Source organism: Sphaerotilus mobilis, from assembly GCF_004216565.1.
In the GTDB taxonomy this organism is placed as follows: Bacteria; Pseudomonadota; Gammaproteobacteria; order Burkholderiales; family Burkholderiaceae_C; genus Sphaerotilus; species Sphaerotilus mobilis.
In genome coordinates, this window is sequence record NZ_SGWV01000007.1 from 1,143,847 (window position 1) to 1,170,214 (window position 26,368).

Consider the following 26,368-nt stretch of genomic DNA (forward strand, 5'->3'; position numbering starts at 1 on the left):
CCGCGATGACCGAACTCCTGCCCAACTTCGTCCACGGCGCCTGGGTCGCCGGAACCGGCGACGGCACGCCGCTGACCGATCCCGTCACCGGTGCAGAGCTGGTGCGGGTCTCCAGCGCCGGGCTGGACCTGCCGCGCGCCTTTGCCTTCGCGCGCGAACAGGGCGGCGCGGCGCTGCGGGCGCTGAGCTACGGCCAGCGGGCCGAGGCGCTGGCCGCGATCGCCAAGCGGCTGCAGGCCAACCGGGACGCCTACCACGCCATCGCGCTGGCCAATTCGGGCACGACGGCCAGCGACACCGCCATCGACGTCGACGGCGGCATCTACACGCTCGGCCAGTACGCCCGCTGGGGCGCCAAGCTCGGTGACGCCAAGGCGCTGCTGGACGGCGGTCCGGCCACGATGAGCAAGGACGGCGTCTTCCAGTCCCAGCACCTGCTGGTGCCCACACGGGGCGTGGCGCTGTTCATCAACGCCTTCAACTTCCCGAGCTGGGGCTTGTGGGAGAAGGCCGCGCCAGCCCTGCTGGCCGGCGTGCCGGTGATCGTCAAGCCCGCCACCGCGACGGCCTGGCTGACGCAGCGCATGGTGGCCGACGTGGTCGCCAGCGGCCTGTTGCCCGAGGGCGCGCTGTCGGTCATCTGCGGCAGCTCGGCGGGCTTGCTCGATCAGCTCCAGCCCTTCGACGTGCTGAGCTTCACCGGCTCGGCCCAGACCGCCGAGATGATCCGCTCGCACCCGGTGGTCGTCCAGAACGCCGTGCGTCTGAACATCGAGGCCGACAGCCTGAACGCCGCCCTGCTGATGCCCGCCGCCAGCGCCGAGGCACAGGCGCTGTTCGTGCGCGAGGTGGTGCGCGAGATGACGATCAAGTCCGGCCAGAAGTGCACCGCCATCCGCCGCGCGCTGGTGCCACAGGCCGTCTACGACCAGGTCGGCGCGGCCATCGCCGCCAAGCTGGCCGGCGTCACCGTGGGCAACCCGCGCGAGACCTCGGTGCGCATGGGCGCGCTGGTCAACCGCGAGCAGTTCGACAGCGTGCTGGCCGGGATCGAGCGACTGACGTCACAGGCGCAGGTGCGCGTGCTGTTTGACGGCCGCGCCCAGCCGCTGGTCGACGCCGATCCGGCCGTGGCAGCCTGCCTGGGACCGACGCTGCTGGCTTGTGACGACCCGGACGCGGCGAACCTCGTCCACCGCGTCGAGGTCTTCGGCCCGGTCGCCACGCTGATGCCCTACCGCGACCTGGCCCACGCACTGGCCTTGGTGGCCCGTGGCGAAGGCTCGCTGGTGTGTTCGCTGTATGGCGACACGGACGGTGAACATGCGGCCGCCCTGGCCGCCTGCGCGACCGAGCTGGCCGCCTGCCATGGCCGGGTGCATGTCATCAGCCCGTCGGTGGCGACGACGCAGACGGGCCACGGCAACGTCATGCCGCAATCCCTGCACGGCGGCCCCGGCCGGGCCGGCGGCGGGGAGGAACTGGGCGGCCTGCGCGCGCTGGGCTTCTACCACCGCCGCGCCGCGATCCAGGCCGATGCGGCCGTGGTGCAGGCGCTGGGGGCGGTGGCGCTGAGCGTCTGAGCGTCTAAGCGCCTGCGGACCTGCGCCGCCTCGGGCCCCGCTGCGGCCTTGCGCCGCGCGAGGCCCCGGGCTGCGGTCAACGGGCGGCCAGCTCCACCGCATCCGCCTGCTGTTCGAGGTTGCCTTCGCGGGCCACGGCCGCCAGCCAAGGCTTGGCGGCCTCACGACGGCCGACCTCGATGAGGGCGCGGGCGATGTCCAGCTTGAGGGCAGCCTGGTCACGCAGGCGGGGATCGCCGTCGGGGACCGTGCCGGGCACGCTGGCCGAGGTGATCTCGCCGTCGGCGCCCCGCACCAGCTGGGCGGCGGGCTCCAAGGTCTCGACCGCGCGCGCCAGGTCGGCGGCGGCGTTGGAGATGTCGAGCACCTTGGGGCGACGGCGGCGGGTCACGCCCTGTTCGTCGACGAAGGTCGACGGCAGCGCATCCTCGCCGCTGCGGCGCGGGCGGCGCATGCCCAGCCACAGGCCGGCCGCCAGGCCGACCAGCACGACGGCCATGCCATAGGGCAGCCAGCGGGTCAGCGGGTCGGTCGCGTCCGCCGGTGCGGGCGGGCTGGCGACCGCGCTGGCTGGGGCGCTGTCCGGCGCACTGGCTGGGGCACTGGCCGGGGCGACCGGCTCGGGCGCCGAGGCCGGCGGCGGCACCGGCGCGGGTGGTTCGACCGGTGCAGGTGCAGGGACAGGTGTCGGCGCGGGCGCGGGCGGCGCGACCGGCGCTGGGGGCGCAACCGGAGGGGTAGCGGGCGGGGCAACTGGCGCGGGTGCCGGGGCCGGTGCCGGTGCCGGCGCAACCGGCGGCGCCGCCGGCACACCCGCCGACACACCCGCCAGTGCGCCCAGCGCTGGCACGGGCTTGCCGTCGGCCAGCGCATTCAGGTGGATGTCGACCAGCGCGGCGGCCCGGGCGGCGGGCTCGGCGCGCATGGCCTCCAGCGGCGGCAGTTGCAGCGTGACGCCCTTGCGCAGGCGGTGCATGTTGCCGCCCTGGAAGGCATCCGGGTTGGCGCGCAAGATGGCCACCATGACCTGCGGCCGGCTCGGCACATTGCCGGGCACGACCGTGGCGGCGATGGCCCACAAGGTGTCGTTGCTGACCGTGATGCGGCTGCCGGCGGCCGAGGCCGGGTCGGCGACCGTCGCAGCGGCTGCGCTGGCCTGCGCCTGGGCGGGCAGAGGCGCGGCGAGCCAGCCGGCATAGGCGGCCAGCAGCAACGCGGCCAGGGGCCGGAGGGTCGGTGTCGTCATCGTGGGCTTCCGCGGGTTGGGCGTGGAGGGCCTGGGGGTCGTCTGCCGGGGCAGCACTCAGACCTTCAGCGTGTCCATCAGGTCGATCATGAACTCGGTGGCCTCGACGTCCTGGGCCATGAAGCCCTCCAGGCCGAGCGCCTGCAGCACCGCGCCGCCGTCCGAGCCGGGCGTGTCCATCATGGGCAGCAGCTCGCGCAGCGGCGCCAGCAGGTGGGCCGCACGCGGACCGGCCAGCAGCACGTGGCGGACGTCGCCGATGTCGCTGGTGACGAGCGGACGCAGCTGGCGCCGGATCACCGGGCTGAGGCTGTTGTAGGCACGGGCGAGGAAGAAGCCGGCATCGGCCTTGCCCTGCACCAGCTGCTTGGCCACCAGCACGTAGGAGCCCGTCATCTGGTGGACCGTGTTGGTCGCGTTCAGGTCGGCGCTGGCCAGCGTGGCCATGCCCAGCAGGTTGACGACCGGGTCGCTGGTGACGGCCAGGCGGCAGCCGCTGCGCAGGTCCTCGATCCGCTGCACCGGCGAGTCCGATGGCACGGCGACCAGGACCTCGTCGGGCAGGTTGCGTGGCGCGGCCAGCGCGACGTAGCCCTTCTGGCGCACCAGCATGGCCGCGTCATAGGGGTTGGCGTAGATCAGGTCGATGCGGTCGGCCTCGATCGCGGCACGCTGGGCCTCGAAGTTCTCGAACAGCTCCAGGTGGATGCGCTCGCCCAGCCGGCGTTGCAGCCAGGTGTTGAAGACATACCAGCCGGCGATGTGGTCGGGCGAGAAATCGGGACTGACGGAGAGTTGCAGGGTCATGTCGCGAGCTCCTCGGCGCGCATCCGGGCGTACTGCGCGGTGCAGGCATCGACCTGGGTGCGCGACGGCTTGCGGCGCACGGAGGTGTAGCCCACGACGACGCCGTCGCGGATGTTGGGAATCACGGTGGCCAGCACCCAGTAATGGGCACCGTCCTTGCGGAGGTTCTTCACGTGGCCTTGCCAGGTCTGGCCGCGCTGCACCGTGTCCCAGAGGTCCTGGTAGGCAGCCGCAGGCATATCCGGATGGCGCAGGATGCAGTGCGGCTGGCCGATCAGCTCCTCGCGGGTGTAGCCGGACATCTCGATGAACGCGGGGTTCGCGTGCGTGATGTGGCCGGCCGTGTCGGTGCGAGAGACGATCAGCTTGCCGTCCGGAAACGGCACCTCGCGGTCCACCGTCCAGACGCTGCGTTCGAGCCCGTCGTGGTAGCGCAGGTGGTGCTCGCGCCGTCCATCGGCGTCCGGCACGAGCCAGGCCTCTTGGAAATCGGTCATGGTCAGATCCTGTGGGCCGTCCTCAGATGACCTTGCTGATCGAGTCTGCCGCGCGCTTGACGTCCAGGAAGATCAGGCCAAGGCGGGCGTTGGGCTTGCACAGGGCGGTCAGCACGGCGTCGTTGCCGGCGTGGGTCATCAGCACATAGCCACGATGGCCCTTGACCAGCACCTGCTCCAGCTCGCCACGGGCCAGCTCGCGCGAGGTCCGGTCGCCCAGCGACAGCATGGCCGCGCTCATGGCGCCCACACGGTCCTCGTCCATGCCGGCGGGCAGCATGGAGGCCATCATCAGGCCGTCGGTGGACAGCACGGCCGAAGCCTCGATGTCGGCGGTCGAGCCGTTGAGTTCGCTCAGGATGGAGTTCAGCAGTTCTGCGCGCATGGCGATTTCCTCTTGGTGTGATGCAGGGTTGGGGTTCGGGGTGGGATCGGTCGGTCGCGGGTCGTTCAGGCCATTCAGGCCGTTCAGGCCGCGCCGCCGTAGCGCACGCCGAGGGTCCAGATCAGCGTGGTGTAGGCCTCCTGGTTGAAGCGCGGTTGCCCGCCCACCACCAGGATGAAGTAGTCGTCGCCGAAGTACAGCGGCCAGAAGCCGAGCTCGCTGTAGCCGCCAGCGTTCATGAAGCCCCAGCCGTCGCCGCGCAGGCGCATGTTTCCGTGCAGCAGCTGGGCATGGCGTTCCTGCACGGTGGCCAGGTCGGCGCCCAGGGCGGCAAGTTCCTCAGACTGTTCATGGGCGAAGCCGGCGGTGCCCAGGTAGAGGCCGCGCTTCTCGGCCAGGATGGCCTTGCCCTCGTCGGACAGCTGGGCCAGCACCGGCGGCAGCAGGGCCTCGATGCGCTCGGGCGGCACCTCGACCTGCACCGGCAGGCCCTGGATGAAGCCCGAGGACTGCATGCGGTAGACAAATTCGAGCGCGTCGTGTTCGCCCAGACCCGTCCATTGCGCGATCAGCGACGCGCTCAGGCGCGGCGTGGCCGGCTCGCGCAGCAGGCGCTGCAGGAAGCTGCGCGCCGGGTCGCGCTCAGGCCGGCTGGCGGCGTAGTAGGCGCCGGCCGGCGTCGGGTGCAGGTAGTACTCGCCGGTGAGGGTGTAGTGGTCCATGGGGCGGGTGGTCTCGCTGGGTTCGCGGCAGGCGCAGGGCTCGGGAGGGGCGGCGTGTGCGGTCTCAGATGACCGGATCGATCGACAGCAACATGGCCTGGATCAGCGAGGACACGTCCTCGCGACGGCGCGCGTCGACCTCGAAGATCGGCGCGTCGATGTCCAGCTCCTTCATCTGCCGGACGTAGTCGTCCAGCGTCGGCGACGAGCGGGTGTCCATCTGCGTGATGCCGATGACCAGGCGCGTGCTGGAGATGAACTCGTGGAAGGCCTTGACGTAGAACTTCATGTCCTCGAAGGGCGTCGGGCGGGTGTTGTCCAGCAACAGGACCAGGCCGATGCCGCCCTGCGTCAGGATCTCCCACATGAAGTCGAAGCGCTCCTGGCCGGGCGTGCCGTAGAGGTGGACCTTCTCGGTCGGGCCGAGCCGGATCATTCCGTAGTCCATCGCCACGGTCGTCGCCGGCTTGCGCCGCGTCGTCATGTCCGAGGCCTGCTCGTCGGTGCGGATCGGCTCGATGTCGCTGATTGACGCGATCGCCGTGGTCTTGCCCGCGCCCACCGGGCCGGTGAAGATGATCTTGTGGTCTTTGTGAGCCATGGTGTGCGCGAGGCGGCGGGCCTGCGTGGAGGTGTCGGGGGGTGGCGGGGGACCGGTGGCAGGCTCAGGCCTGCAGCCAGCCAAGCAGGCGCGTGATCAGGCCGCGGTTGCGGGCACCACGACGCTGTGCACGCTTGACCGAACTGCCGTCCTCGGTCACCAGATCGGCGGCCAGGGCGGCGCTGTAGAAGGCAAAGACGTGGCGTTGCGGGACCTTGAGCAGCTCGGCGGTCTCGACCAGCCCGGCGCCGCGGGTGGCCCAGAGCGCGGCGATGCGCATCGCATGCGGTGTGCGCTGCACGCGGGTCAGGTTGGGCCATTGCTTGAGGTAGACCGGCCGCTTCAGGTCCATGCCCTGGGGCAGACGGCCTTGGGCCTGCAGCAGGCCGGCACGCCACAGCAGGCGATCCAGCGGCTGCCAGTTCTCGCCCTCGCGCAGTTGCAGGGCGGCCTGTTCATGGCGGTTCAGGGCCAGCGTCTTGATGCGTTCCGGACCCCGCGCGAGCACCTCCAGCAGCGCCGCGTCGTCAAAGCCCAGCAGCACGCGGTTGCGCGGGCTGTCGACGATGACGCGGCCCATGCTGCACTCGAACTGCGTCGGCACCTGCCATTTGCGGCCGATCAGGTAGGCCTCGGTCAGGGCGGCGACCAGCGACTGCGACGGATCGTGGCGCAGCGAGCGGTCGGCCTGCAGCACCTCGATCGGCGCATCCGGACGGCTGCCGCAATAGAGCGCCTCGTCGGCCTGGTCGGTCGGGCTGGACAGGCCACGCCAGACCACGGTGGGGCCGGCCGGCGTCGCCGGCTCGGACGTGTCAGCGCCCGACTCGGCATTGGCGGCCGTCGCCGCCTGCGCGTCGCTGCCATAGGGCTCGATGCGCACGACCGGCTCCGCTTCCAGCGTGATCACCGAGGCCGCAGCGGAGGCCGCACCCGATGAGGCACCTGCGGCGACACCTGCGACAACACCTTCACCGACACCCCCGTCGTTGGCCGCCGGCCGGGCGATGCGGGTCGTGGTGTCCGGCGTGACCTCGTCCAGGCCGTCGACGCCGTCGTGGTCGTCGCCATCCTCGCGGTCATCGCGGTCATCGCGTTCGTCATCCCCCGAACCGAGCGGTGCGGCATCGGCCGGTCCGCCTTCGCGCGCACCGTGCTGGACCACGCCGTTGGGGTCGACCCAGCGGGTCGGTCCCTTGCGACCGCGCTTGCGCACATGGGTCTTGCTCAGCGGCACGACGGTCGGACGGGCGGCCGGCGCCGGGCTGGCGCCGACGAGGCCCAGCGCAACCGGCTCCGGCGCGGCGGCGGTCACCACCGGGGCGGGCTCGACCACCGCCGGTGCGGCAGGCCCTTGGCCGGCCATGGCGGCCTTGCCCAGCGGCGAGACGGGTGCGGACGGGCGGACCACCGGCGTGGCGGTCGGGAAGGTGGTCCGGGCGACCGCCGGACGGGCCGCCGCCTGGGCCGGCTGCGGCGCCGGTGCCGCGCCGAACAGGCGCTTGAAGAAGCCACCGATGCCGGCCGGGCGGCTGTCCGGGGCCCGATCCTGACGCGCGTCGTGGCGGGCTTCTTGGCGCGGCTCTTGACGTGGTTCTTGACGCGGTTCTTGGCGAACAGGCGCCACGCGGGTCTCGGCCAGCGGCGCAGCTGCGACGGGTTCGGGGACGGGTTCAGGGACAGGTTCAGAGACGGATACGGGCGTGGCCGCGACGGCAACCACCTCGGCGGCGACGGCGGGTGTCGGCACTGGCTCGATCACCGGCGCCATCACCGGCGCAACCACCGGCGTGGCGACGGGCGCGGCGACGGGCGCCTGCACCGGCTCGGCCACCCACCGTGCGACAGGCTCCGGCACCGGCGCGGCGACCGCTGGCGGCTGCGCAGCGGCTTCGACGACCGGGGCTAACGCGGGGGCGATCACAGGAACGGCCACAGGGGCGGCCACAGGTGCCATCACCGGTGCAAGGACAGGGGCAGGCACCGTGTCCGTCACCGGGACGGCCGCGGCCGGCGCGGCCTCTTGCATCGGATGCCAGCGACGCGCGCCCAGCTCGGCCGCCGCATGCAGCAGCGCCGCCGGCGTGATCGGCTTGCGCACCCAGACGGTGCCGGGCAGTTCCTGCGGCTGGATCGACATGGCGATGCCGGGCCGACCGGTGCCGGCGTGCCAGGCGTCCCAGTGCTGGCGCGAACCCAGCGTGTCGACGTCGAAGATCGCGGCATGGGCCAGCTCGGGGTCGGTGACCGCGAAGCTGCTGCGACCGGTGCTGGAGAAGAAGTAGTCCAGCACGGCCTGGGTCCGCGGTGGCAGCGACAGCAGCACCACGTTCAGGCGGGAAGGCGGCTTGAGGTGATCCACAGGGTCGAGGCTCGGCTAGGGGTGATGTTGGACAGGCAGGCGAGGCGACAACAGCCTCAGACCCAGCCCGCCGGCAACTGGCCATGTCGGGCCAGGAGTCGTTCGCTCATCGCCGTCTTCGCGGCGTCGTCTCGGCTGTGGCGGTAGATGCCCAGCAGTTCGGTCTGTGCCTCGGCATCGGCCGGGTCGTCCAGCAGACCTTGTTCCAGCAGCTCGCGGGCGCCGGCCAGGTTGCCTTCGTCAAGCATGGCGGCGGCCTGTTCGTGCAGGCTCTGCACCGCTGCGGCGACGCGCTGATGGCTCACCATCTGAGCCACCCCGACGATGGCGCCATGGAACAGCGCGCCCGGTGCCGACGGCAGGGCAACAGCACGGCTCAGGCCGGCGTCCAGATGGGCATGCAGGAAGTGCGCATCCTCGGGCGCCAGCCAGGCCTCGGCCTGGGCCAGCAGGCGGCTGCGCAGGGCCCGACCGCGCGGGCCCAGCACCAGGAACAGGTCCAGCAGCGCGCCGAAGGCGAAGTCCGTCAACGGCGCGGCGCAGGCCAGTTGCACACGCAGCACATGCGATTCGAGGTCGAGCGGATCACGGGCGATCGCCGCACCCAGGTGGCGCCACTGTTCGAACGGACCACCCTGGTCGAGCGGCGCGAGGCTGCCCGGGCGATGACGCGAGAACACCGGATGCAGCGCCAGACCGTCGAGGCTGGCGACAGCGGCACTCGGTGCCGTCCGGGGTGCGATCTGGCCTGCGGCGTCGATGTTCACGCTGCGGCTCCAGCCTGCTTGTTCTTGACCAGGTGGCCGGTGATCTCGGCACCGGCCTGCATCTCCAGCGCGTCGTAGTGGACGTCGCCGGCGATGCGGGCGTTGGCGCGCAGATCGACCAGACCGGTGGCGTAGATGGTGCCGACGATCTCGCCGTAGACGATCACGTGCGAGACCCGCACATCGCCTTCGATGCGACCGCCGTCGCCGATCACCAGCGTGCCGGCCTTGACGTCCGAGACGGTGACATCGCCGCGGATCGCGCCGTCGATGCGCAGGCCGCCGGTGAAGATCAGGTCACCCTCGATGCTGGTGCCAGGGCCGATCAGGCAATCGATGCGTTCCTGAAGCGGATCGCCCTTCTTCTGCTTGCCGCCGAAGAACATGGAACGCACACCTTGCTGGGGTGCGGGGACGGGCTGACGTTGGGTGCTCATGCGGATTTCCGTTCTGGCTGTGGCGGGCCGAAAAGGCGGATCTGGAAGACTTGGAGCGATCTGTTGAATCGGCTCCGGGAATGGAATTCATGGTAGCCACGCACCCCTTTGCAGACGGCCTCCGGCAGGCCTGAACCCCTCGAACGGGGGTGCCTGCGCATCCCAAAAAATCCCGCTTGCGACGGGCTTCCGGGCGGACCGTCCAGCGAGCGGAAATAAGTCACGACCGCGCACGCGGGCAGGCTCATCGCGCGAACCTTCCCCGTCGATCAGGCTCATCGTTTGAGCCACACCGGCGGTCCGGAGCTGAAAAAAGAAAACCCGCCAGCGGCGGGTTCGGGAGGGTCTGCAGGGTGGGATTCAGGTCTCGACCAGGCTGCGTACCTCGTCCAGCGAGACCTGGCCCGCGACCATCTTGTCCAGGGCATCCTGACGCAGGCTGTGCAAGCCTTCCTGGGCGGCCTGACGCTGCAGGTTCCAGCCCGGGGCGCCGGCCCGCACCAGCCGGCGCAGATCACGGCTGAGGGTCAGCAGTTCATGGACCGCGACACGCCCGCGCAAGCCCGTGTGGCCACACCGTTCGCAGCCCTGACTCTGGTAGCGGCGCAGCCGGCCGTCGCGGCCGTGGCGTTCGACCCAGCCCTTGAGCAGGGCCTCGCGATCGGCTTGTGCGTCGTCGACCGCACCGCCGTGGAAGTAGCCGTCGACCCAGTCGTCGACCTCGTTGTCCTTGGCCGTGCGGCTCATGCGGCAGGCATTGCACAGGCGGCGCAACAGGCGCTGGCTGTGCACGCCCAACAGCGCGTCGGCCAGATCCCAGGCCGGCACGCCCTGGTCGATCAGGCGCATCACCGCATCGCCGGCATGGCGAGCGGTCATGCCGGCGATCACCAGCCGACCGCGCAAGGCGGCGTCAACCGCCAGCCGGGCCGTGGCGGCGTCGCCGATGTGGCCGACCATGATCACGTCGGCATCGGTGTTCATCAGCGAGCGCAACGCCAGTTCCATGCTCTGGCCGTCCTCGGCGCGCACCTCCATCTGGCGCAGGCCGGGTTGCAGGCGCTCGATGCGCTCCTCCAGCGTCCAGATGCGGCGGTCCGGCCGGTTCAGGTGCGACAGCATCGCGTGCAGCGTCGTGGTGCGGCCCGAGCGTGCCGGGCCTGCCGTCAGGATCAGGCCAGCCGGCCGCTCCAGCAACTGGCGCAGCCGGCCCAGGTCGTCGGCGGGCAGGCCGACCGCTTCGAGCGCATAGGGCTTGAGGCGGGCCGGCAGACCGAGCACGACGTCCTCCAGCCCGTCGTGGGTCGGCAGCGTCAGCACCCGCAGGTCGATCGCATGCTGCGGCACCAGGCGGGCGAAGGACAGGCGGCCCTCCTGCGGCTTGCGGCTCTCGCTGATGTCCAGATCCGCCAGCGCCTTGATGCGTGCCAGCAGCGGGCTGCGCCAGGCCGCCGGCAGCTCGCTGTGGGTCTCCAGGCGACCGTGCCGGCGCAGCCGCACCTGCAGCTTGTCGTCCAGGCCCATGGCCTCGATCTGCACGCTGCTCGCGCCACGCGCCAGCGCGTCCAGCACGATGTTGGACAGGCTTTGCAGCAAGGGGCTTTCATGCCGCGCCGCTGCGGCGCGGGCCCGCTGGGTCAGTTCGGCCGGGTCCAGCGCCTCGGCGACCTTGACGGGCGACGGCACCGGATCGAAAGCCGGGGACAGGTCCAGGGTCGGCGCGCTTGCCGGTACCGGTGCCGGTGCCGGTGCGGGTGCCGGTGCGGGTGACAACGCCTGTGCCTGTGCATGGGCCTGGCCCTGCTCCACCGCCACATCCGGCGCGGCATCGTCCAGCGCGATGTCGAGCGCCACCGTGAGCGCGGGCACCACGATGCCCGCGTCGATGACACGTTCGGGTGCCACCGCCGGACCGGCGGCCTTGTCGTTGCGGCCCGCTGCCGCCGCACGATCGGCCGCCTTGGCGGCGGCCGGTGGCAAGCTGCGCTTGACCAGCGCGGCATTGGCGAGGTCGATGTCCTTGAGGTCGTAGGGGATCGCCTCGGGCGAACCCCCATAGGCCCGCTCGATCGCCAGCCGCAGCGAGCCGCTGCCCGCCAGCGTCGGCGCGATGTGGGTCTGGGTGATGCGTTCCAGCTCGCTGACCACCTCGTGCTGGCTGGCGTCCATCATCGCCACGACCAGCCGGCCCCCGCGACGCATCAGCGGCAGGACCGACAGGCGTCGGGCCTCGCCCAGCGGCAGCAGGCCGACCGCCGCGCGGTCGACCGGGAAATGGTCGATGTCGACGACCGGATAACCCAGCTTGCGCGCCAGCGCGATGCGCAGGTGCTGCACGTCGACCACACCACGCAGCAGCAGCAGCTCGCCCAGCGGCTGGGCCCGCTCGGAGCGCTGTTGGTCGAGCGCCTGCTGCAGCTGCGCCTCCGAGATGAAACCCATCTGCACAAGGGCCTCGCCCAGCCGGACGGTGGGCATGCGGGCCTGCGCGTCCAGCGCCTCGGTCAGCTGCTCATGCGTCACCAGTTGACGCGCCACCAGTTGCTCGCCCAGCTTGCGGTTGCGTTGCACCTGCTGGTCGGCCAGCGCCTGGTCCAGTTCATCGGCCGAGGTCGCCATTTGTTCGACCAGCATCTGGCCGAGCGGGTCGCCGATGCTTTGCTGCACCAGCATGGCGCGTGGCACGAACAGGCGCTGTACCGAACCCAGCGCGTCGACCGGCGCGAACAGGAACAGCCCGGCCGGCAGGTCCAGATGGCCGACCGTGCGACCACTGAGCCGGCCCCCATCCTGCAAATGCACGGTGTAGGTCAGGCTGCGCCGATGGCCCAACACCTGACCGATCGCATCACCGCTGGCGTCGGCCACCATCGCCGCACTCAGCGGGGCCAGGCTGCGCTTGAGCGTGATGCGCCGGATCTGGCTGAAGCGCAGCACCACGGGCAGCTTGTCGGGCGGCATCAGGACACGGGCCTGACCTTCATTGAGGTCGAAGTCGACCAGCACGCCCATCATCAGCTGGCCGCCTCGCGCCTCGATCTCACAAGGCTCGGGTTCCAGCGACGGCGTCGGTTGCGGATAGGCCGCCAGCGGCGGCGTCGGCCACGCATAGGGCGTCCAGCCGGCGGCGGACGTGGCGACCTTCGCGGTCACGGCCCCCGGCGCGGCAGACGCAGGGGGCGCCGCTGCCGTGGCGGTCGACACCGGGTTGGAAATCGTGGCGGGTGGGGACATGGCGAACCTCGTGAACGGCCGAGTCCGGAAACGGAACGGCGTGCCTTGGCATCGTAGGCAGCGAGGGTCGCGACGAATCCGGCAAACAAGTGCGGGTTCGGGGGGCTTATGTGGGGGTGAGTGGCGAGGGGGGGCGCACCTGCCGATCGACCGAGATGCCTACTTGAGCTTGTCGCGAAGGACCTGAGACAACGTCGCAGCAGCTTTGGAAAGTCGCGACAGCGCCGATTCGTACACCACGCCATCCTCCCGCCTGTCGACGGCAATGACCGTCACCAGCAGGTGGTCGTCTTCGACCGAATAGACCAAACGAACGCCTTGTTGTCGAAGCTTGATCTTGTAGCAACCGGCCAATGGCCCATGCAGTTCGCCGCCAGGAACATGCGGGTGATCGAGGCGCTTGACGAGCAGCTTCTTCAAGTTGGCCTTGATCGAGCCATCCAGCTTGTGCCACTCGTCCAGCGCCTCAGGCATGAAGCGAAGCTTGTACGTGTGCGTCGGCTTGCCCTCAAAGGTCGTCAATGTCCACCTCGACCGCTCGCGACTTCTCGGCCAGCCGAATCGCTGCCTTGCGATAGAGGTCCTGGTCGGCCAGCTCCTCCATCATCGCCTCGAACAATCGCGGTTCAACCATGTAGAACGCCGCACGGTTGTGGTTGAGCACGGCCACCGGACGGTGATTGGCCTCCCTGAGCACGGCCGCCGGGTTCTTCTTGAACTCGGACATGCTCACGGTGACGTCGGCAAAGATGGCTTCCATTTTCAGCTCCAAAATAAGCACCGAATATGGCTACAAATATTGCTGTCGTCAAGGTCGCACCGAAACCGACGGGGGACCATGGATGGCACGGCTGGGATGAATCAGGAACAAGCTCGCCACCCCAGCTGCCCCGACAGGCTGCGCCGGTCGGCGCTCAGGCGATCCGTTGCCAGGCCGATCGTCCAGCCCGAGCAGGCCGTCGACCCGGGGCCGGATGCGCTGCCCATCGCCTGCGTGAAGACCTGCCACGTCAAGCCCCAGCGCCGGACCGGCCAGCGCGGGCCCAAGGCCGTCCACTCGACCGCGTGGGCCGGAGACAGCCGTGTCAGCCAGCCGAACTGGGGGCCACCGAAGCCGGACGCACCGCCGCGTGTCGTCCAGGACAGGTGGTGCCGTGCGGACGCCCGCCATTCCAGCCGCAGCTGCGACCCGGCCGGCGCGGCAGCCCAGGCCCGGCGAGCGCGCACCTGCCCTTGCATCAACGGAGCCAGCATCACGCGGCCGTCGGCGTCGCGCTGTTCGGTGTCGGTGGAGACGACGGTCTGCTCTTCGACGATGCCGCGCCAGCGCAGCCAGCCCAGGTCATGCACAGAGGCGGTCAATTGCCAGTCGGGCGCGAACCGCCAGCGCAGGCCGCCGGCCAGCAACAGGGCCTGACCGTGCGGGTCGGGCGGCGCGAGGAAGGGGGCGACCTGGCGGTCGTCCCGTCGCCAGCTCTGCAGGTGCACGGCGTAGCGGCCGTCGGCCGGGTCCTGCACCACCTCGCCGGACCAGCGCTGCTCGATCCAGCGTGTGAGCTGCAGGCCTTGAACCTCCAACCAGCCGGAGCCAGCATCGGCCTCGGCATCGAGGCTTCCGGCCTGCCAGCCGAGCGCCAGACCACGCCCGGCAAAGCCGACCGCGCGGGCGTCCACGTTCCAGGCCCGGTGTTGCGGGGAGGCCGCCGTATCCCGTTCGACATGCCCGATCAGGTCCAGCGTTGACGCGTCGACCCGGATGTCGACGCGGCTGCGCGCCAGGGCGCCGAGCGTCCACGCGCCCCAGCGGCGCTCGGCGCGAACCTCGTCATCGATCCAGGCCCGGTTGCGACCGGGCCGGGGGTCGAGGCGGCGCCGCACCTCGTCGTCATCGCCATGGGCCCGCAGGGGCGCGGCATCGTCGTGGTGATCCAGTCGGATGCCCAACACCCAGGCATCGGCCGGTGCATCGGATGGCCCCTCGCCGGCCTGCACGGGCATGACCAGGACCAATAGCCCGCCGGCCACCCAGCTGACCACCCGACCGACCACCGAGCGGCGGTGGCCCGGATGCCCGGGCCCTGCCGTCAAAGGCCGAGGTCCAGCGACTCGAAGCTGCCGTCGACGTAGCTGGCACGCCGCCGGTCGAGGTCGATCGTGCCGACCTGCCGTTGTCCGCTGCCTTGGCGGATCGCCGTGCTGCGCTGGTGCGGTTGCAGCGTCAACGTCACGTCCTGGACCGTCTCATGCAGCGTCCACGTCTGCGCGCCCAGCGCATCGACGCTGGCCGACAGCTGGATGTTGACCTTGGCCGCCGAGGCCGTGCCCATGCGCAGGGTGCCGGTGAGCGAGGTCGGGTTGGCCTCGTTGGACGCCTTGGACGTGTTCAGGCTCAGGAAAAACGGCGGCTTGCCATCGGTCGGCGTCACGGTGCCGGAGAAGTCCGCGGCGATGCGATAGGCCGGGTTGCTGGCGCTGACCGGCAAGGTCACGTCGTGCTGGTCATAGCCGGTGGTCGACATCGACAGGTCGGCGGTGATCCAGTGTCGGGCGACGCCGGCCTGGATCTGGTCGAGCCTGCCGTTGAACATCAGGCTCGTTGCATCCCTTTGAAACCCCGAACGGTCCCAGCCGCTGCTGTTGACGGTCAAGGTGCCGCTCAAGGCAGCGCCGGGCGTGGTCCACGACAGGCCGAAACGGGCGGTGTTTATCTCGCGCCCGGTGGCGGTCTGGCCGCTGATCGGGCGGGAGCCGTCCTCGTTGGCGGCGACAAACGTGATCTGGCTGTTCGGGGCGATCGCCAAGGTGCCGATGGGCGTGCTGGCGGCTGCGCTGGCATAGACCTTCACCTCGCCGCTCACGGTGGCGATGCTGCTCACGCTGCCGTCGTCCCGGGCGGTCAGCGTGACGGACTGGCGGTCACTGAGCAGCGCGCCGTTGACGCCGTCGATCAGGCCGGGCATCTCACCCGTGACCTCCACCACAAGGCCCGCAGGGACCGAGGACGAGGGCGAGACGATGATCGAGCCGGAGTACCCACGGGCCGTGCCGTCGGGCTTCAGCTGGAGATCGACCCGCTCGTCCACAACCTCGGCTTGGGCGTTGCACCCCGAAAGGCTCCACGGAAAGACGCTGCCGGTGCACGTTCGCGCGCGGACCCGCTTGGAGGCGGACGTCGTGTAGTCGAACTGCAGATTCCCGGCGCTGGTGACCCCCTTGGGCGTGATCGTGTAGCCGTGTCGCCAGTCCGTGAGGCGGATCGTGCCGGGGGTCATGCCGTTGGGCTGGACACGTTCGATCTCGGTGCGCACGGAAGACCGGCAACCGATGAAGGCGACGTCCTCCTTTGAGGTCGCAACCACATTGGGGGCCTTGTAGAGCATGCAACCAATCGCGTTGTCCGCCCAGGTGCCGCCGTGTGGCCAGTAGGTGCCGTTCGTCTCCAAGGTGCGGTCATACCCGTCCGCGAGACCGGGCCGGGCGCCCTTGCTCATCACGTCCGACCGGCCGGCCATGTGGTCCTCATAGAGCCGGATGCCCAGCTTGATCGCCGCCAGATCCTGCTCCACCTGGTCCAGCGGCACCTGTGCGCCGGTCACGGCGGCCTCGAAGGCCTGTGCATCCTGGTTGAGCCGTCCGCTCCCCGCCGTGCCACCGCGCGACATCCAGCCGTCCATCGACGTGCGCATGGCCGCGAACATGGCCTTGGCGGCGGCCACGCCCGTGACCGTCTGGTCGACCGATGCCACCTCGCAGGGGTTGGTCAGGCTGCCGGGCACGCAGGCCAGCCTTTGGGTCACGCCGTCGACCGTCTGAGACACATCAACCGCGTTCGTCACGGTCGAATTGCCGGCCACGGTGCTCACCGCCGCCGAGAGCTTTGCGCCCACATCGACCTCGCCAAGCTGGAGCTGGACGCTGTCGAGCTGCGCGGCGTCGGCGAGCTTGCCGACCGTGCAAGCCATGGCCGCACCGGCATCGGTCTGCCCGCATCCCAGCGCCGCCGACTGGGTCGCCAGTTGCGAGACGGCTGCCAGCATCAGGCCATAGGCATTGACCGCCGTGCTGTTGGCGACCGCGATGCCATTGACATCGGTCGCCACCGGATCGAAGCCCAGCAACTGCGTCACCGCGCTTTTGCCCTGGTCGATGCTGGCCTTGTCGAGCTTGTCGGCACCCGACTCGGCCGCGTTGACCAGCATCTCGGTGTAGGGCGTGATGCTGACGGGCAAGGGCGACGGCGTGTCCGCCACCTGCGGCACGATGGCCGAGCGCATCTCGAAGCCCGTGGGCAAGGGCACAACCTGGCGGCTGAGTTCATCGGTGTGCACGGTCTTGTCGACCACCTGGGCACGCACGATCACCGGGCTGCCCAGCGGCGCATCGAAGGCGGGCAAGGTGTAGCGTCCGCCCGCCACGGTGATGCCACGGGCCAGCACGGTGGCCGTGTCGACCACGCCGTCCTTGACCGGATGGGCCGTCACGACGGCACCGACCATCACGCCTTTGGACACCACGCCGGTCAGCGTGACCTTGCCCGTGGTGACCGTGTTCTGGGTCCCGGAGGTCGAGTCATTCTTGGATGACCCGCCGCCGCAGCCTGCCAGCGTCAAGGTCCATGCCAAGGCCGCTGCCACGGCCATGGCGCGACGGCGGCGGGTGGTCGGCCGAGCGCGATCGCTGCGGCACGTCAGTGGCTCTTGGATCATGGTCGTGCCCTGTGTCGTGGAGGAGATTCGGCCGATCAGTTCGACGCGGCCGGCGTGGCGGCCACAGGCGCAATCACCGTGATGCGCACCGACAGCGCTTCGGTGCCCTTGACCTCGGACGTCGGCACGATGAACACACGCTGCTGCAGGGCGTCACGCGGCACACCGGCCACGCCCATCAGGCGGTTGCGAACAGCGGTGACGCGGTAATAGGCCATGCGCGAGGACTCGCTCAGGCCCTCGGCAGCTTCTGCGGAGATCAGGTAGCGCTGGCCCGGGTTGGCCTGGGTGTCGAAGTGACGGGCGAACAACTGCGCGAGCCGGTCGGCCTCTTCGGCATTCAGGTCCAGAGCGCCCGGCTTGAAGTTCACGATCAGCGCCGTGGGCCGCAAAGAGAACTCCTGCACGCCCTTCGGATCGGCCACCGGCTTGGGCTGCGTGGCCTCGACCGTCTGCTCGCCCTTGGCGTCCTTGACCTCGCGCTCTTCCTTGGCCTGCGGCGGGTTCAGGACGGGCTTGTAGCGTTGCTCGGCGAGGAAGAGCTTCTTCTTCAGCTCGTCGACCATCTTGGTCATGTCCTCCAGCGTCGGCTGGTTCGGACGCCGGTCGGCCTCGCCGGGCAAAGGCTGCTTCTCGTTGGGATAGAGCATCGGCGCAGGGGTCGGATCGATCGGCTGATCGGTCACCGGACCTTGTTGCGTCTGCATCGCATCAAACCGCGCACGGGCCGAAAAGAAGATCACGGCCATCGCCAGGATGACGATCAGCAGGATCAGGAACATGACCATGTTGACGAGGGTGTCGACATAGCCGGGCCAGAAGTTGTGATCTTCTTCGGCATCGATCGAATGGGACGCAGCGGACATCGGGTTCACCTGTGTGGCAAGAAGACAGCAAGGCCGCGTCTCGGCCCAGGACAGGCCGATGCGGGAAACGTGGTCAGGGGATCAGAGGATCAGAGGGTCAGTGGGTCAGTGGCGCAAGGGATCAGACGATCAGCGCTTGGCACCCGATGCCGGCAGGCTGTTGCCAGCCTCGATGTGCACGACCTCGTGGCGCGTCTCAGCGTCCACGTCGACCAGGGGATCGGTCTTGCGGGGCCGGCCACCCTTGGCCCCGTTCAGGCGTGCCGCACGCGACTTGGCGGCTGACTTGGATTGCCCGCCGAGGCGACCGATCGCGGCCATCCATTCCGGGCTGTGATTGAGCAGCGATTCACCGCCTTCACGCTCAAGCCGCACAGCCTCTCGACGGGCCTGAACATGACGCCGCATGCCATCGGCAGCCCCCTGGGAGGTGCCCGGCGCGAGCAAGGTCCGGATCGTGGGCAAATCGGCGTTCAGCGTGGACGGTGCAACGGCCTCGACAGGCTGTTGCGGCGGCAGGCCCACAGTCATCGGCAAGGTCGTGCGGCGCTTGGTGGTCAACGGATCAACCGCGTGCACCTCCAGGTGCTTCTGCATGTTTGGCATGGATCGTCTCCTCTTGACGATGACGTGAAAGAAAAGGTGCGCGGGGATCGGGCGGGCAGCGCCAGGGCCTCCCGCGCCTTCAGTCGTTCGACAGGGCCGGGCGTGTACGCGCCTTGCGGTTGGGGGTCGCCTTGGACACGCTCGGCACGTTGGGTGCGGCAATCCGGAAGGCCTGCTGGCGCATCCATCCGGGTGAACCCAAGATGCCTCGCATCAGGTCAGGCAAAGACACGCGCGCCCGCATGCGGGGCCAATGAAGTTGCTGACCGTCGGCTTCGATCCAGACCTGCCGCAGTTCGATGGCGCGTGCGCTTGCCAGCGCCTGAACCCGGCTGGCTGGGAAGACGAAGGCACAGTGGTTGTCGAGCCCGACATGGATCAGACCCCCGCTCATGTAGCTGACGAAAACGGCGCGGGGCAAGGGCATCAACAACGGGCCCGTGGCCCGGCGCTCGCGTGTCAGGCCCGAACCAACCGAGGTGCCTGACGTGCCCGACGTGCCCGGGATGCCCGCATCGATCGGGTCGCCCGATCGATGCCCAACCGTTGACTTGAGCGCAGGCATCCGGACCTGCAGAGGCTCGTGAGCCTCTTCATGCGGCGCATGGCAGATGTGCTGGTCGTCGTCCTCTGTCATGGTCATGTGCGTGTTCCCGCTGTTGCCCCATCCCGCAGTGCAATCGGCCATGACCGTCTTTGAAAAAGAACCGGTCAAGTGAGCATTTCCGGTCAGTCTCAATGAGGGCGAACGGCCCTTCAATGACATGTATGGGTAGGAATCACACCGAATCAGGCAGGCGACGAACGCACACTCGCGCGCCTGCCGAATCACGGGAAGGCCGATGAACACGAGCGTCTGGCCATGCAGCGGCGGCAGCAGGGTCGCAAGCAATGGCATGCGCACGACCATCCAGAAAAAAGAAAGGGGCCGTTGGCCCCTTTCTCGATCAGCGTGCTGCCGTCAAACGATCAGCCAGTTCGACCCCGTCCACTTCGTGGCCAGGTCCATCGTCGCGGCGTTGTACGTGATGCCACGCAGGTAGATGGTCTGCGTCACCGAGCTGCCGCCGACGCCGTCCACGTCGATCACGAGCTTGACGCCGCCACCGCCCAAAGTCGATCCGAGCCCCATGCTGGTGTTGATCTCACCGGCTGTTGCGGCACTGACCGTGACCCAGTTCGCCAAGCCGGTGATGCTGAGCGCCGCATGGTTCTCCAGCAAACCAGAGATGTCCAACTTCATACTGGATGCGTTCCAGTCCCGGATCTCATCGGCCGCACCGGTGCTGCCCGCATCGCCGCGCTGCCAGACGAAGGTGTCATTGTTGGCGCCGTTGGAACCTCCGCCATTGCCCCACATGAGGTCGTTGCCTTGGCCGCCTACGATTCGATCGCTGCCGTTGCCGCCTGCGATCTTGTCGTGGCCCCTGCCGCCATGAATCACGTCATCACCCACGCCGGATGTCAATCCGGTAAAGGTCGTGCCACTGTTGAGGAGCTTCGAATCCATCTGCGAGTAGACCGAACCCACATTTGCAGCAGAGTTTTGGCCACTGGCTGGCGTGTTGAACTGCCAAGAGCCCACGGAACTGAGCGTGTCCTCCACGATCACGGCATTGGTGTTGAGCCCGTCCTTTTGAACGCCTGCGCCAAAGCCGCCGATTCGAAAGTTAAAGCCCGAAACAACATAGGTAGATGCAGAACCACCCGCTGTATTGCCCAGAAGCGCCGTTCCACCCGCTCCGTCGGCCAGACCACCCGCACCGCCTCCGCCGGTTGTGGATCCGACGGAAGTTGAAATGGAGTTCGATGATGACCATCTGCCATAGACATTGTTGCTGCCACCGCCACCAAACTCACCAACAATACCAATGACGTTTGTGCCATCGGAAAATGGACTAACGTTTTCGCCATTAGCCCCATTGAATCCATCTCCGAAGATCAGATCACTGCCGGCACCGCCAAAGATATGGTCGCTTGCTCCGCCTGCTGCGCCTCCGCTGATATTTCTGTTCGTGGTAGGCGAATTAGCACCGGAACCACCCGAACCATCGCCGAAGATAACGTCATTTGCAGAGCCACCCATCAGTTTATCGGGCGCAGCTTGGCCGGCTTGAGCCACAACACCGTCAAATCGTGTATTCGAATATACAGTGATGTCATTAACGCCCGATTGCGCTCCGTTGCCTGAGGCATCCCCATAAATCACCACCCGGTTGTCCGAGAACTTGAAATTCAAGGTGTTGGTGAACGAGGCCGAGCCGTTCCAGGTCGCTGCCTCACTGACCGTGAAGTCAACACGCGCAAATGCTCCGCCGGAGATCAAGCTGGCCGCGTCCTGGTTGTAGGCCAAGGTCACCAGACCACTGTTCACGTCCGCAAGCGACACGACTCCGCCAGACGACAGTGCGCTGCCGCTGAGGTAGACCGTCACGTTCGTTTCGTTGCTGAACGTCAAGGTCACGTCTTCGGGTCTGGCGGCGGCGGCTTGCAAGCCTTGCACCAATCCCAGGTGATTGAGCGTCAGAACCTCTCTCGCGCTGCTGCCATTGACCAAGATGCTGTCGCCTGCGCCGTCGGAGCCACCGGTTCTGCCGTCCACCAAGATTTCTGTCATCGTCTTGGTCTTGGTGAACCAGTCCACCAACAGGGTCGTGGTGGACGCCGCCATGTTGCCGATGTTGGCCACATCCCTGCCTTCCGACTTGCGCACCTGGATATTGGCCACCGTGTACGAGCCTTCGGGCAGATAAATGCGGGCCGCATTGGCATCGACCTTCACACCGTCCCAGGCCGAGCTGGCCTTGAGGCCTTCGGCTTTGCTCACCGACTCCCACGTGGCGCCACCGTTCAAGGTGTATTGCCACTGGGTGCCGCCGCCAGAGACCTTCAACACACCCGCAGCGGTGATGCCATCGCTGGCCGTACCGCCAATGCGTCCCGAATCGGCTTCAGCAGTATCGGCCAAGAGATCCAAGTACATGATCGTGACGACATCGAGGTCAACCGTGGCCGTTTCACTGGCGTTGCCAATCAGGTCGTAGCGCTTGAATCCAAATGTCACCGGAGACGACGGATCAAGTTCCGCCGTCGTGAATGTCAAGGCCTTTTCCAGTTGCTGCACTTGGGTGGCCGTGAAGGCCCCCCCGCCGTTCCTGCTCAAGGTCACCACAGAGCTGGCACCGGAGTAACTCCAGTTCACCCCACTCACCCCGGCCACAGTGACGTTGCTGGCGGACTGAGCGCTGCCGTTGAGCGTCAAGCTGATCGCACCGAGCTTCAGCACATCGGTGTTGATGGTCCCACCGATGCTCACCTCGATCGAGCTGATGTCGTCGTCGGCAGTCAGCGCCATCTTGGGCGCAATGGCGATATCCGCTGCTTCGTTTGACAGTTGTGCAAAGCGGCTTTGCGTGTCTGCGGTCGAATCATCCAGGTCCACACGAGACACCACCGAGTTGATGTTGACTGAATAGACGGCGCTGCGCGGCCCCAAGTTGCCCGCGCGGTCTGACACCGCTGCGGTGAGCGACTGCACGCCTTGGCTCAGTGCGGATGTGGTGATGGTCCAAATGGTTCCCGTGGGGCTGGCTTCACCGACCACGGTATCGCCCGAGAGGACAACCACCTTGTGGTTCTCCGGCAGAACATCGGACAGCGTGCCGCTCAGGGTTTGGGTGCCATCGTTACTGACAAACGTGCGGTTGATGGCAGCCAGCGACGTGGCCGAGCCCAACGTGGCGGCAGAACCACCCGACACCTCGTTGGTCGAGTTGCTGCTGCCCAGCAGCCATGCACCCTTGCGGTTGGCATCGGAGCTGGAGACGGTCAGCATGTCCTGTGTGATTTGCGCTGCCGTGCGCTGTGTGTCCCACAGTTCGATGCTGCTCACGAGACCGTTGAAGCTGTTGTTGCTACCAGAGGAAGTGGTGGTCGCATCCTTGTGGTTGCCCGCATACACCGTCACAGATGTCGCCGTCGATGACATCGAAATGGCCGATTGGCTATGCACCTGTGTGCCATTCAGGTAAACCACCCAGCCACCACTGCCGTTGGTCGTGACTGCAAAGTGGTTCCAGTCGGTGGAGGTGAAACTGCCTGTGCCGGCGGCACTGCCGTTCAAATCAACTCTCTGGTCACCGGCACCGGTGCTCCACGTCAGCAGCTCGCCGTTTCGAATGAAGAGCTCATACGGACCACTGGGGCCAACGACGTAGAAAAGGTGCTGGGTTGCCGATGCGGTCGGTGCGTCGGCTTTGAACCATCCTTCGGCTGTCATGTCGCCCGTCAATGTGGCGGCCACGGTGATCCGGTTGTTCGACCCTTGGCCCGTGGCAGACGCGATGCGCGTCGCCTGAGTGGCTGCGACGGTCCACTCGTTGGTGGGCAAGTTGTCGGTGGCACGCGTCAACACAACGCTCGGCCCCGTGGGTGCCACCGTGTCGATCTCCAGATTCTTCAAGTCGCCAAGGTTGCTGCCCGTCGGCAATGCGGTACTGGTCATCAGGTTGCCCGCGATGTCCTTGGGCGCGGCAGCCGAGGTGCCCAGCGTGTAGCTGGCCACCGACAGGTCTGCGACGTTCTGGCCCGCTGACACGGTGTATGTGCCTTCCAGCAAGTTGGCGGAGCCGGTCACACGAGTCAAGAGTGCGGTGCCCCCAGAGTTCAGCGTCACGGTGATCGTCGCGCCGTCCTGCAGGTTCTCGCTGGCCGTCGCCTGGATGACGATGGCCTCACCCGCCTTGTAGGCTCCATCCGTCTTGCTGGACGTGAACCGAGTGATGGTCGGGGCCTTGCGGTCCCAGGCCTGCGCGTCCGCCGTAGTGATCGCGGCGATGGCATTGCCCGCCACGTCGGTCAGGCCGGTGCCCACGCTGACGCCGATGTCGGCGCCTTCGGTGTTCACCGCTGGGCTGACGACCAGCGTGTAGGTGTCGCCGTCCACCGCCGTGAACGTCCCCTTGCTGCCGGTCGTGACGGTCACGTCGCTGGCATCGAAACCGGTGACGGTTTCACTGAACTGGAAGGTGTAGGTGACATCGCCCGTGGCTGTGCCCGAGGCCAGGCTGTCGCTGATGGCCAGCGTCGGCGCTTGGGTGTCGATCACCACGTCTTTCAGACCGCCGATGTTGCTGCTGGCCGCCGGCACCGTGGTGCTGGTCATCAGGTTGCCCACGTCATCCTTGGGCGCTGCCGATGCAGTGCCCAGCGTGTAGCTGGCCACCGTCAGGTCGGCGGCGTTTTGGCCCGCTGCCACCGTGTAGGTGCCTTCCAGCAGGTTGGCGGTGCTGGCGTGGCGGGTCAGCAAGACCGTGGTCGCCGGCACGGTGTTGAGCGTCACGGTGATCGTCGCGCCGGCCTGCAGGTTCTCGCTGGCCGTTGCCTGGATCGTGATCGTGTCGCCCTCGTTGTAGCTGCCGTTGACGGTGCTGGAGGTGAACTGGGTGATGGTTGGCAACTTCCGATCCCAGGCCTGTACCGCCGCCGTGGTGGTCGACGCGATGGCATTGCCCGCCACGTCACTCAGGCCGGTGCCCACGCTGACGCCGATATCGGCGCCTTCGGTATCCACCGCTGGGCTGACGACCAGCGTGTAGGTGTCGCCATCGACCGCCGTGAACGTCCCCTTGCTGCCGTTCGTGAGGTTCACGTCGTCGGCCGTGAAGCCGGTGACGGTTTCGCTGAACTGGAAGGTGTAGGTGACATCGCCCGTGGCCGTGCCCGAGACCTGGCTGTCGCTGATGGCCAGCGTCGGCGCTTGGGTGTCGATCACCAGGTTCTTCAGACCACCGATGTTGCTGCCGGCCGCCGGCACCGTGGTGCTGGTCATCAGGTTGCCTGCGTCATCCTTGGGCGCAGCCGATGCAGTGCCCAGCGTGTAGCTGGCCACCGTCAGGTCGGCGGCGTTTTGGCCCGCTGCCACCGTGTAGGTGCCTTCCAGCAGGTTGGCGGTGCTGGCATGACGGGTCAGCAAGACCGTGGTCGCCGGCACGGTGTTGAGCGTCACGGTGATCGTCGCGCCGGCCTGCAGGTTCTCGCTGGCCGTCGCTTGAATCACGATGGCCTCACCCACCTTGTAGGCACCGTCAGCCTTGGTCGAGGTGAACTGGGTGATGGTCGGCAACTTCCGATCCCAGGCCTGTACCGCCGCTGTGGTGGTCGATGCGATGAAGTTTCCTGCCAGGTCATTCAGGCCAGTGCCCACGCTCACGCCGATGTCGGCGCCTTGGGCATCGGCCGTCGGGCTGACGACCAGCGTGTAGGTGTCACCGTCCACCGCGGTGAACATACCCTTGGTGCCGTTCGTGACAGTCACGTCTGCCGCCCCGAAGCCGGTGACGGTTTCACTGAACTGGAAGGTGTAGGTGACATCGCCCGTGGCTGTGCCCGAGACCTGGCTGTCGCTGATGGCCAGCGTCGGCGCTTGGGTGTCGATCACCAGGTTCTTCAGACCACCGATGTTGCTGCTGGCCGCCGGCACCGTGGTGCTGGTCATCAGGTTGCCCACGTCATCCTTGGGCGCAGCCGATGACGTGCCCAGCGTGTAGCTGGCCACCGTCAGGTCGGCGGCGTTTTGGCCCGCAGCCACCGTGTAGGTGCCTTCCAGCAGGTTGGCGGTGCTGGCATGACGGGTCAGCGTCACCGTGGTCGCCGGCACGGTGTTGAGCGTCACAGTGATCGTCGCGCCGGCCTGCAGGTTCTCGCTGGCCGTCGCTTGAATCACGAAGGCCTCACCCACCTTGTAGGCACCGTCAGCCTTGGTCGAGGTGAACTGGGTGATGGTCGGCAACTTCCGATCCCAGGCCTGCGCCGCCGCCGTGGTGGTCGATGCGATGGCATTGCCCGCCACGTCGCTCAGGCCGGTGCCCACGCTGACACCAATGTCGGCACCTTGGGCATTTGCCGTCGGGCTGACGACCAGCGTGTAGGTGTCGCCGTCCACCGCCGTGAACAAGCCCTTGCTGCCGTTCGTGACGGTCACGTCGCTGGCATCGAAGCCGGTGACGGTTTCGCTGAACTGGAAGGTGTAGGTGACATCGCCCGTGGCGGTGCCCGACACCTGGGTGTCGCTGATGACCAGCGTCGGCGCGGTGGTGTCGATCACCAGGTTCTTCAGGCCGCCGATGTTGCTGCTGTCAGCCGGCTGAGCCGTGCTGATCATCGCGTTGCCTGCGACGTCCTTGGGCGCAGCCGATGCGGTGCCCAGCGTGTAGCTGACCACCGTCAGGTCGTCGGCGTTCTGGCCCGCTGCCACCGGGTAGCTGCCTTCCAGCAGGTTGGCGGTGCTGGCATGACGGGTCAGCGTCACCGTGGTCGCCGGCACGGTGTTGAGCGTCACGGTGATCGTCGCGCCGGCCTGCAGGTTCTCGCTGGCCGTTGCCTGGATCGTGATCGTGTCGCCTTCGTTGTAGCTGCCGTTGTCGGTGCTGGAGGTGAACTGGGTGATGGTCGGGGCCTTGGTATCAATGCCTTGGCTGTCCATGGCACTCAGATCCGTGCTGCCCGCCACGGCGTTGCCCGCCGCGTCAAACAGCTGCGTCGTGCCGTC

General features: G+C 68.0%; 19 protein-coding genes. 1 reads left to right on the top strand and 18 read right to left on the bottom strand.

Features of this window, described 5'->3' with window-relative positions:
* Nucleotides 1-5 precede the first annotated feature (5 nt).
* Nucleotides 6-1,583, top strand: coding sequence for a 3,4-dehydroadipyl-CoA semialdehyde dehydrogenase (locus EV685_RS05330; RefSeq protein WP_130480884.1), 1,578 nt, complete (start codon nucleotides 6-8; stop codon nucleotides 1,581-1,583).
* A 76-nt stretch (nucleotides 1,584-1,659) separates the two neighbouring features.
* On the opposite strand, the gene EV685_RS05335 is transcribed toward EV685_RS05330, so the two are convergent.
* The 18 genes from EV685_RS05335 to EV685_RS20575 all read right to left on the bottom strand — a co-directional run bounded on the left by EV685_RS05335 (nucleotide 1,660) and on the right by EV685_RS20575 (nucleotide 26,302).
* The gene (locus tag EV685_RS05335) at nucleotides 1,660-2,829 is read right to left on the bottom strand and encodes a FimV/HubP family polar landmark protein (RefSeq protein ID WP_130480885.1); all 1,170 of its coding nucleotides are present in this window, start codon (nucleotides 2,827-2,829) and stop codon (nucleotides 1,660-1,662) included.
* A gap of 57 nt (nucleotides 2,830-2,886) precedes the next feature.
* Nucleotides 2,887-3,636 (bottom strand): phosphate/phosphite/phosphonate ABC transporter substrate-binding protein, encoded by a 750-nt coding sequence (locus EV685_RS05340; protein ID WP_130480886.1) that lies wholly within the window; start codon nucleotides 3,634-3,636, stop codon nucleotides 2,887-2,889.
* The gene (locus EV685_RS05345; protein ID WP_130480887.1) at nucleotides 3,633-4,133 is read right to left on the bottom strand and encodes a PAS domain-containing protein; all 501 of its coding nucleotides are present in this window, start codon (nucleotides 4,131-4,133) and stop codon (nucleotides 3,633-3,635) included. Before EV685_RS05345 ends, EV685_RS05340 begins: the two co-directional genes overlap by 4 nt.
* A gap of 22 nt (nucleotides 4,134-4,155) precedes the next feature.
* Nucleotides 4,156-4,518 carry a roadblock/LC7 domain-containing protein gene (locus EV685_RS05350; protein WP_130480888.1) on the bottom strand — a complete coding sequence of 121 codons (363 nt, stop codon included), beginning with the start codon at nucleotides 4,516-4,518 and terminating at the stop codon, nucleotides 4,156-4,158.
* A gap of 83 nt (nucleotides 4,519-4,601) precedes the next feature.
* The gene (locus EV685_RS05355) at nucleotides 4,602-5,240 is read right to left on the bottom strand and encodes a hypothetical protein (protein ID WP_130480889.1); all 639 of its coding nucleotides are present in this window, start codon (nucleotides 5,238-5,240) and stop codon (nucleotides 4,602-4,604) included.
* 64 nt (nucleotides 5,241-5,304) lie between these two features.
* Nucleotides 5,305-5,841, bottom strand: coding sequence for a GTP-binding protein (locus tag EV685_RS05360; protein WP_130480890.1), 537 nt, complete (start codon nucleotides 5,839-5,841; stop codon nucleotides 5,305-5,307).
* Between the two features lie 64 nt (nucleotides 5,842-5,905).
* Entirely contained in the window at nucleotides 5,906-8,203 is a 2,298-nt protein-coding gene (locus tag EV685_RS05365) for a hypothetical protein (protein ID WP_130480891.1), read from the bottom strand.
* A 56-nt stretch (nucleotides 8,204-8,259) separates the two neighbouring features.
* The gene (locus EV685_RS05370) at nucleotides 8,260-8,970 is read right to left on the bottom strand and encodes a hypothetical protein (RefSeq protein WP_130480892.1); all 711 of its coding nucleotides are present in this window, start codon (nucleotides 8,968-8,970) and stop codon (nucleotides 8,260-8,262) included.
* Nucleotides 8,967-9,407: a bactofilin family protein gene (locus tag EV685_RS05375; RefSeq protein ID WP_242615430.1), complete on the bottom strand. Its 441-nt coding sequence runs from the start codon at nucleotides 9,405-9,407 to the stop codon at nucleotides 8,967-8,969. Before EV685_RS05375 ends, EV685_RS05370 begins: the two co-directional genes overlap by 4 nt.
* Before the next feature lie 360 nt (nucleotides 9,408-9,767).
* Entirely contained in the window at nucleotides 9,768-12,641 is a 2,874-nt protein-coding gene (locus EV685_RS05380) for a GspE/PulE family protein (protein WP_130480893.1), read from the bottom strand.
* A 159-nt stretch (nucleotides 12,642-12,800) separates the two neighbouring features.
* Complete coding sequence (locus tag EV685_RS05385; protein WP_130480894.1) at nucleotides 12,801-13,115, bottom strand: type II toxin-antitoxin system RelE family toxin; 315 nt, start codon at nucleotides 13,113-13,115, stop codon at nucleotides 12,801-12,803.
* A 34-nt stretch (nucleotides 13,116-13,149) separates the two neighbouring features.
* Complete coding sequence (locus EV685_RS05390; RefSeq protein WP_130480895.1) at nucleotides 13,150-13,401, bottom strand: type II toxin-antitoxin system Phd/YefM family antitoxin; 252 nt, start codon at nucleotides 13,399-13,401, stop codon at nucleotides 13,150-13,152.
* 101 nt (nucleotides 13,402-13,502) lie between these two features.
* On the bottom strand, nucleotides 13,503-14,639 hold the full coding sequence (locus EV685_RS05395) for a hypothetical protein (protein ID WP_130480896.1): 1,137 nt from the start codon (nucleotides 14,637-14,639) through the stop codon (nucleotides 13,503-13,505).
* A gap of 86 nt (nucleotides 14,640-14,725) precedes the next feature.
* Nucleotides 14,726-17,347 carry a hypothetical protein gene (locus tag EV685_RS05400; protein WP_130480897.1) on the bottom strand — a complete coding sequence of 874 codons (2,622 nt, stop codon included), beginning with the start codon at nucleotides 17,345-17,347 and terminating at the stop codon, nucleotides 14,726-14,728.
* 35 nt (nucleotides 17,348-17,382) lie between these two features.
* On the bottom strand, nucleotides 17,383-18,213 hold the full coding sequence (locus EV685_RS05405; protein WP_130480898.1) for a vesicle formation protein: 831 nt from the start codon (nucleotides 18,211-18,213) through the stop codon (nucleotides 17,383-17,385).
* A 129-nt stretch (nucleotides 18,214-18,342) separates the two neighbouring features.
* A complete protein-coding gene (locus tag EV685_RS20760; RefSeq protein WP_207224761.1) occupies nucleotides 18,343-18,819 on the bottom strand; it encodes a hypothetical protein in 477 nt (158 codons plus the stop codon).
* Between the two features lie 79 nt (nucleotides 18,820-18,898).
* A complete protein-coding gene (locus EV685_RS05415; protein WP_165396715.1) occupies nucleotides 18,899-19,717 on the bottom strand; it encodes a DUF2442 domain-containing protein in 819 nt (272 codons plus the stop codon).
* Nucleotides 19,718-19,780: 63 nt separating this feature from the next.
* Nucleotides 19,781-26,302: an Ig-like domain-containing protein gene (locus tag EV685_RS20575; protein WP_207224762.1), complete on the bottom strand. Its 6,522-nt coding sequence runs from the start codon at nucleotides 26,300-26,302 to the stop codon at nucleotides 19,781-19,783.
* Nucleotides 26,303-26,368: the final 66 nt, after the last annotated feature.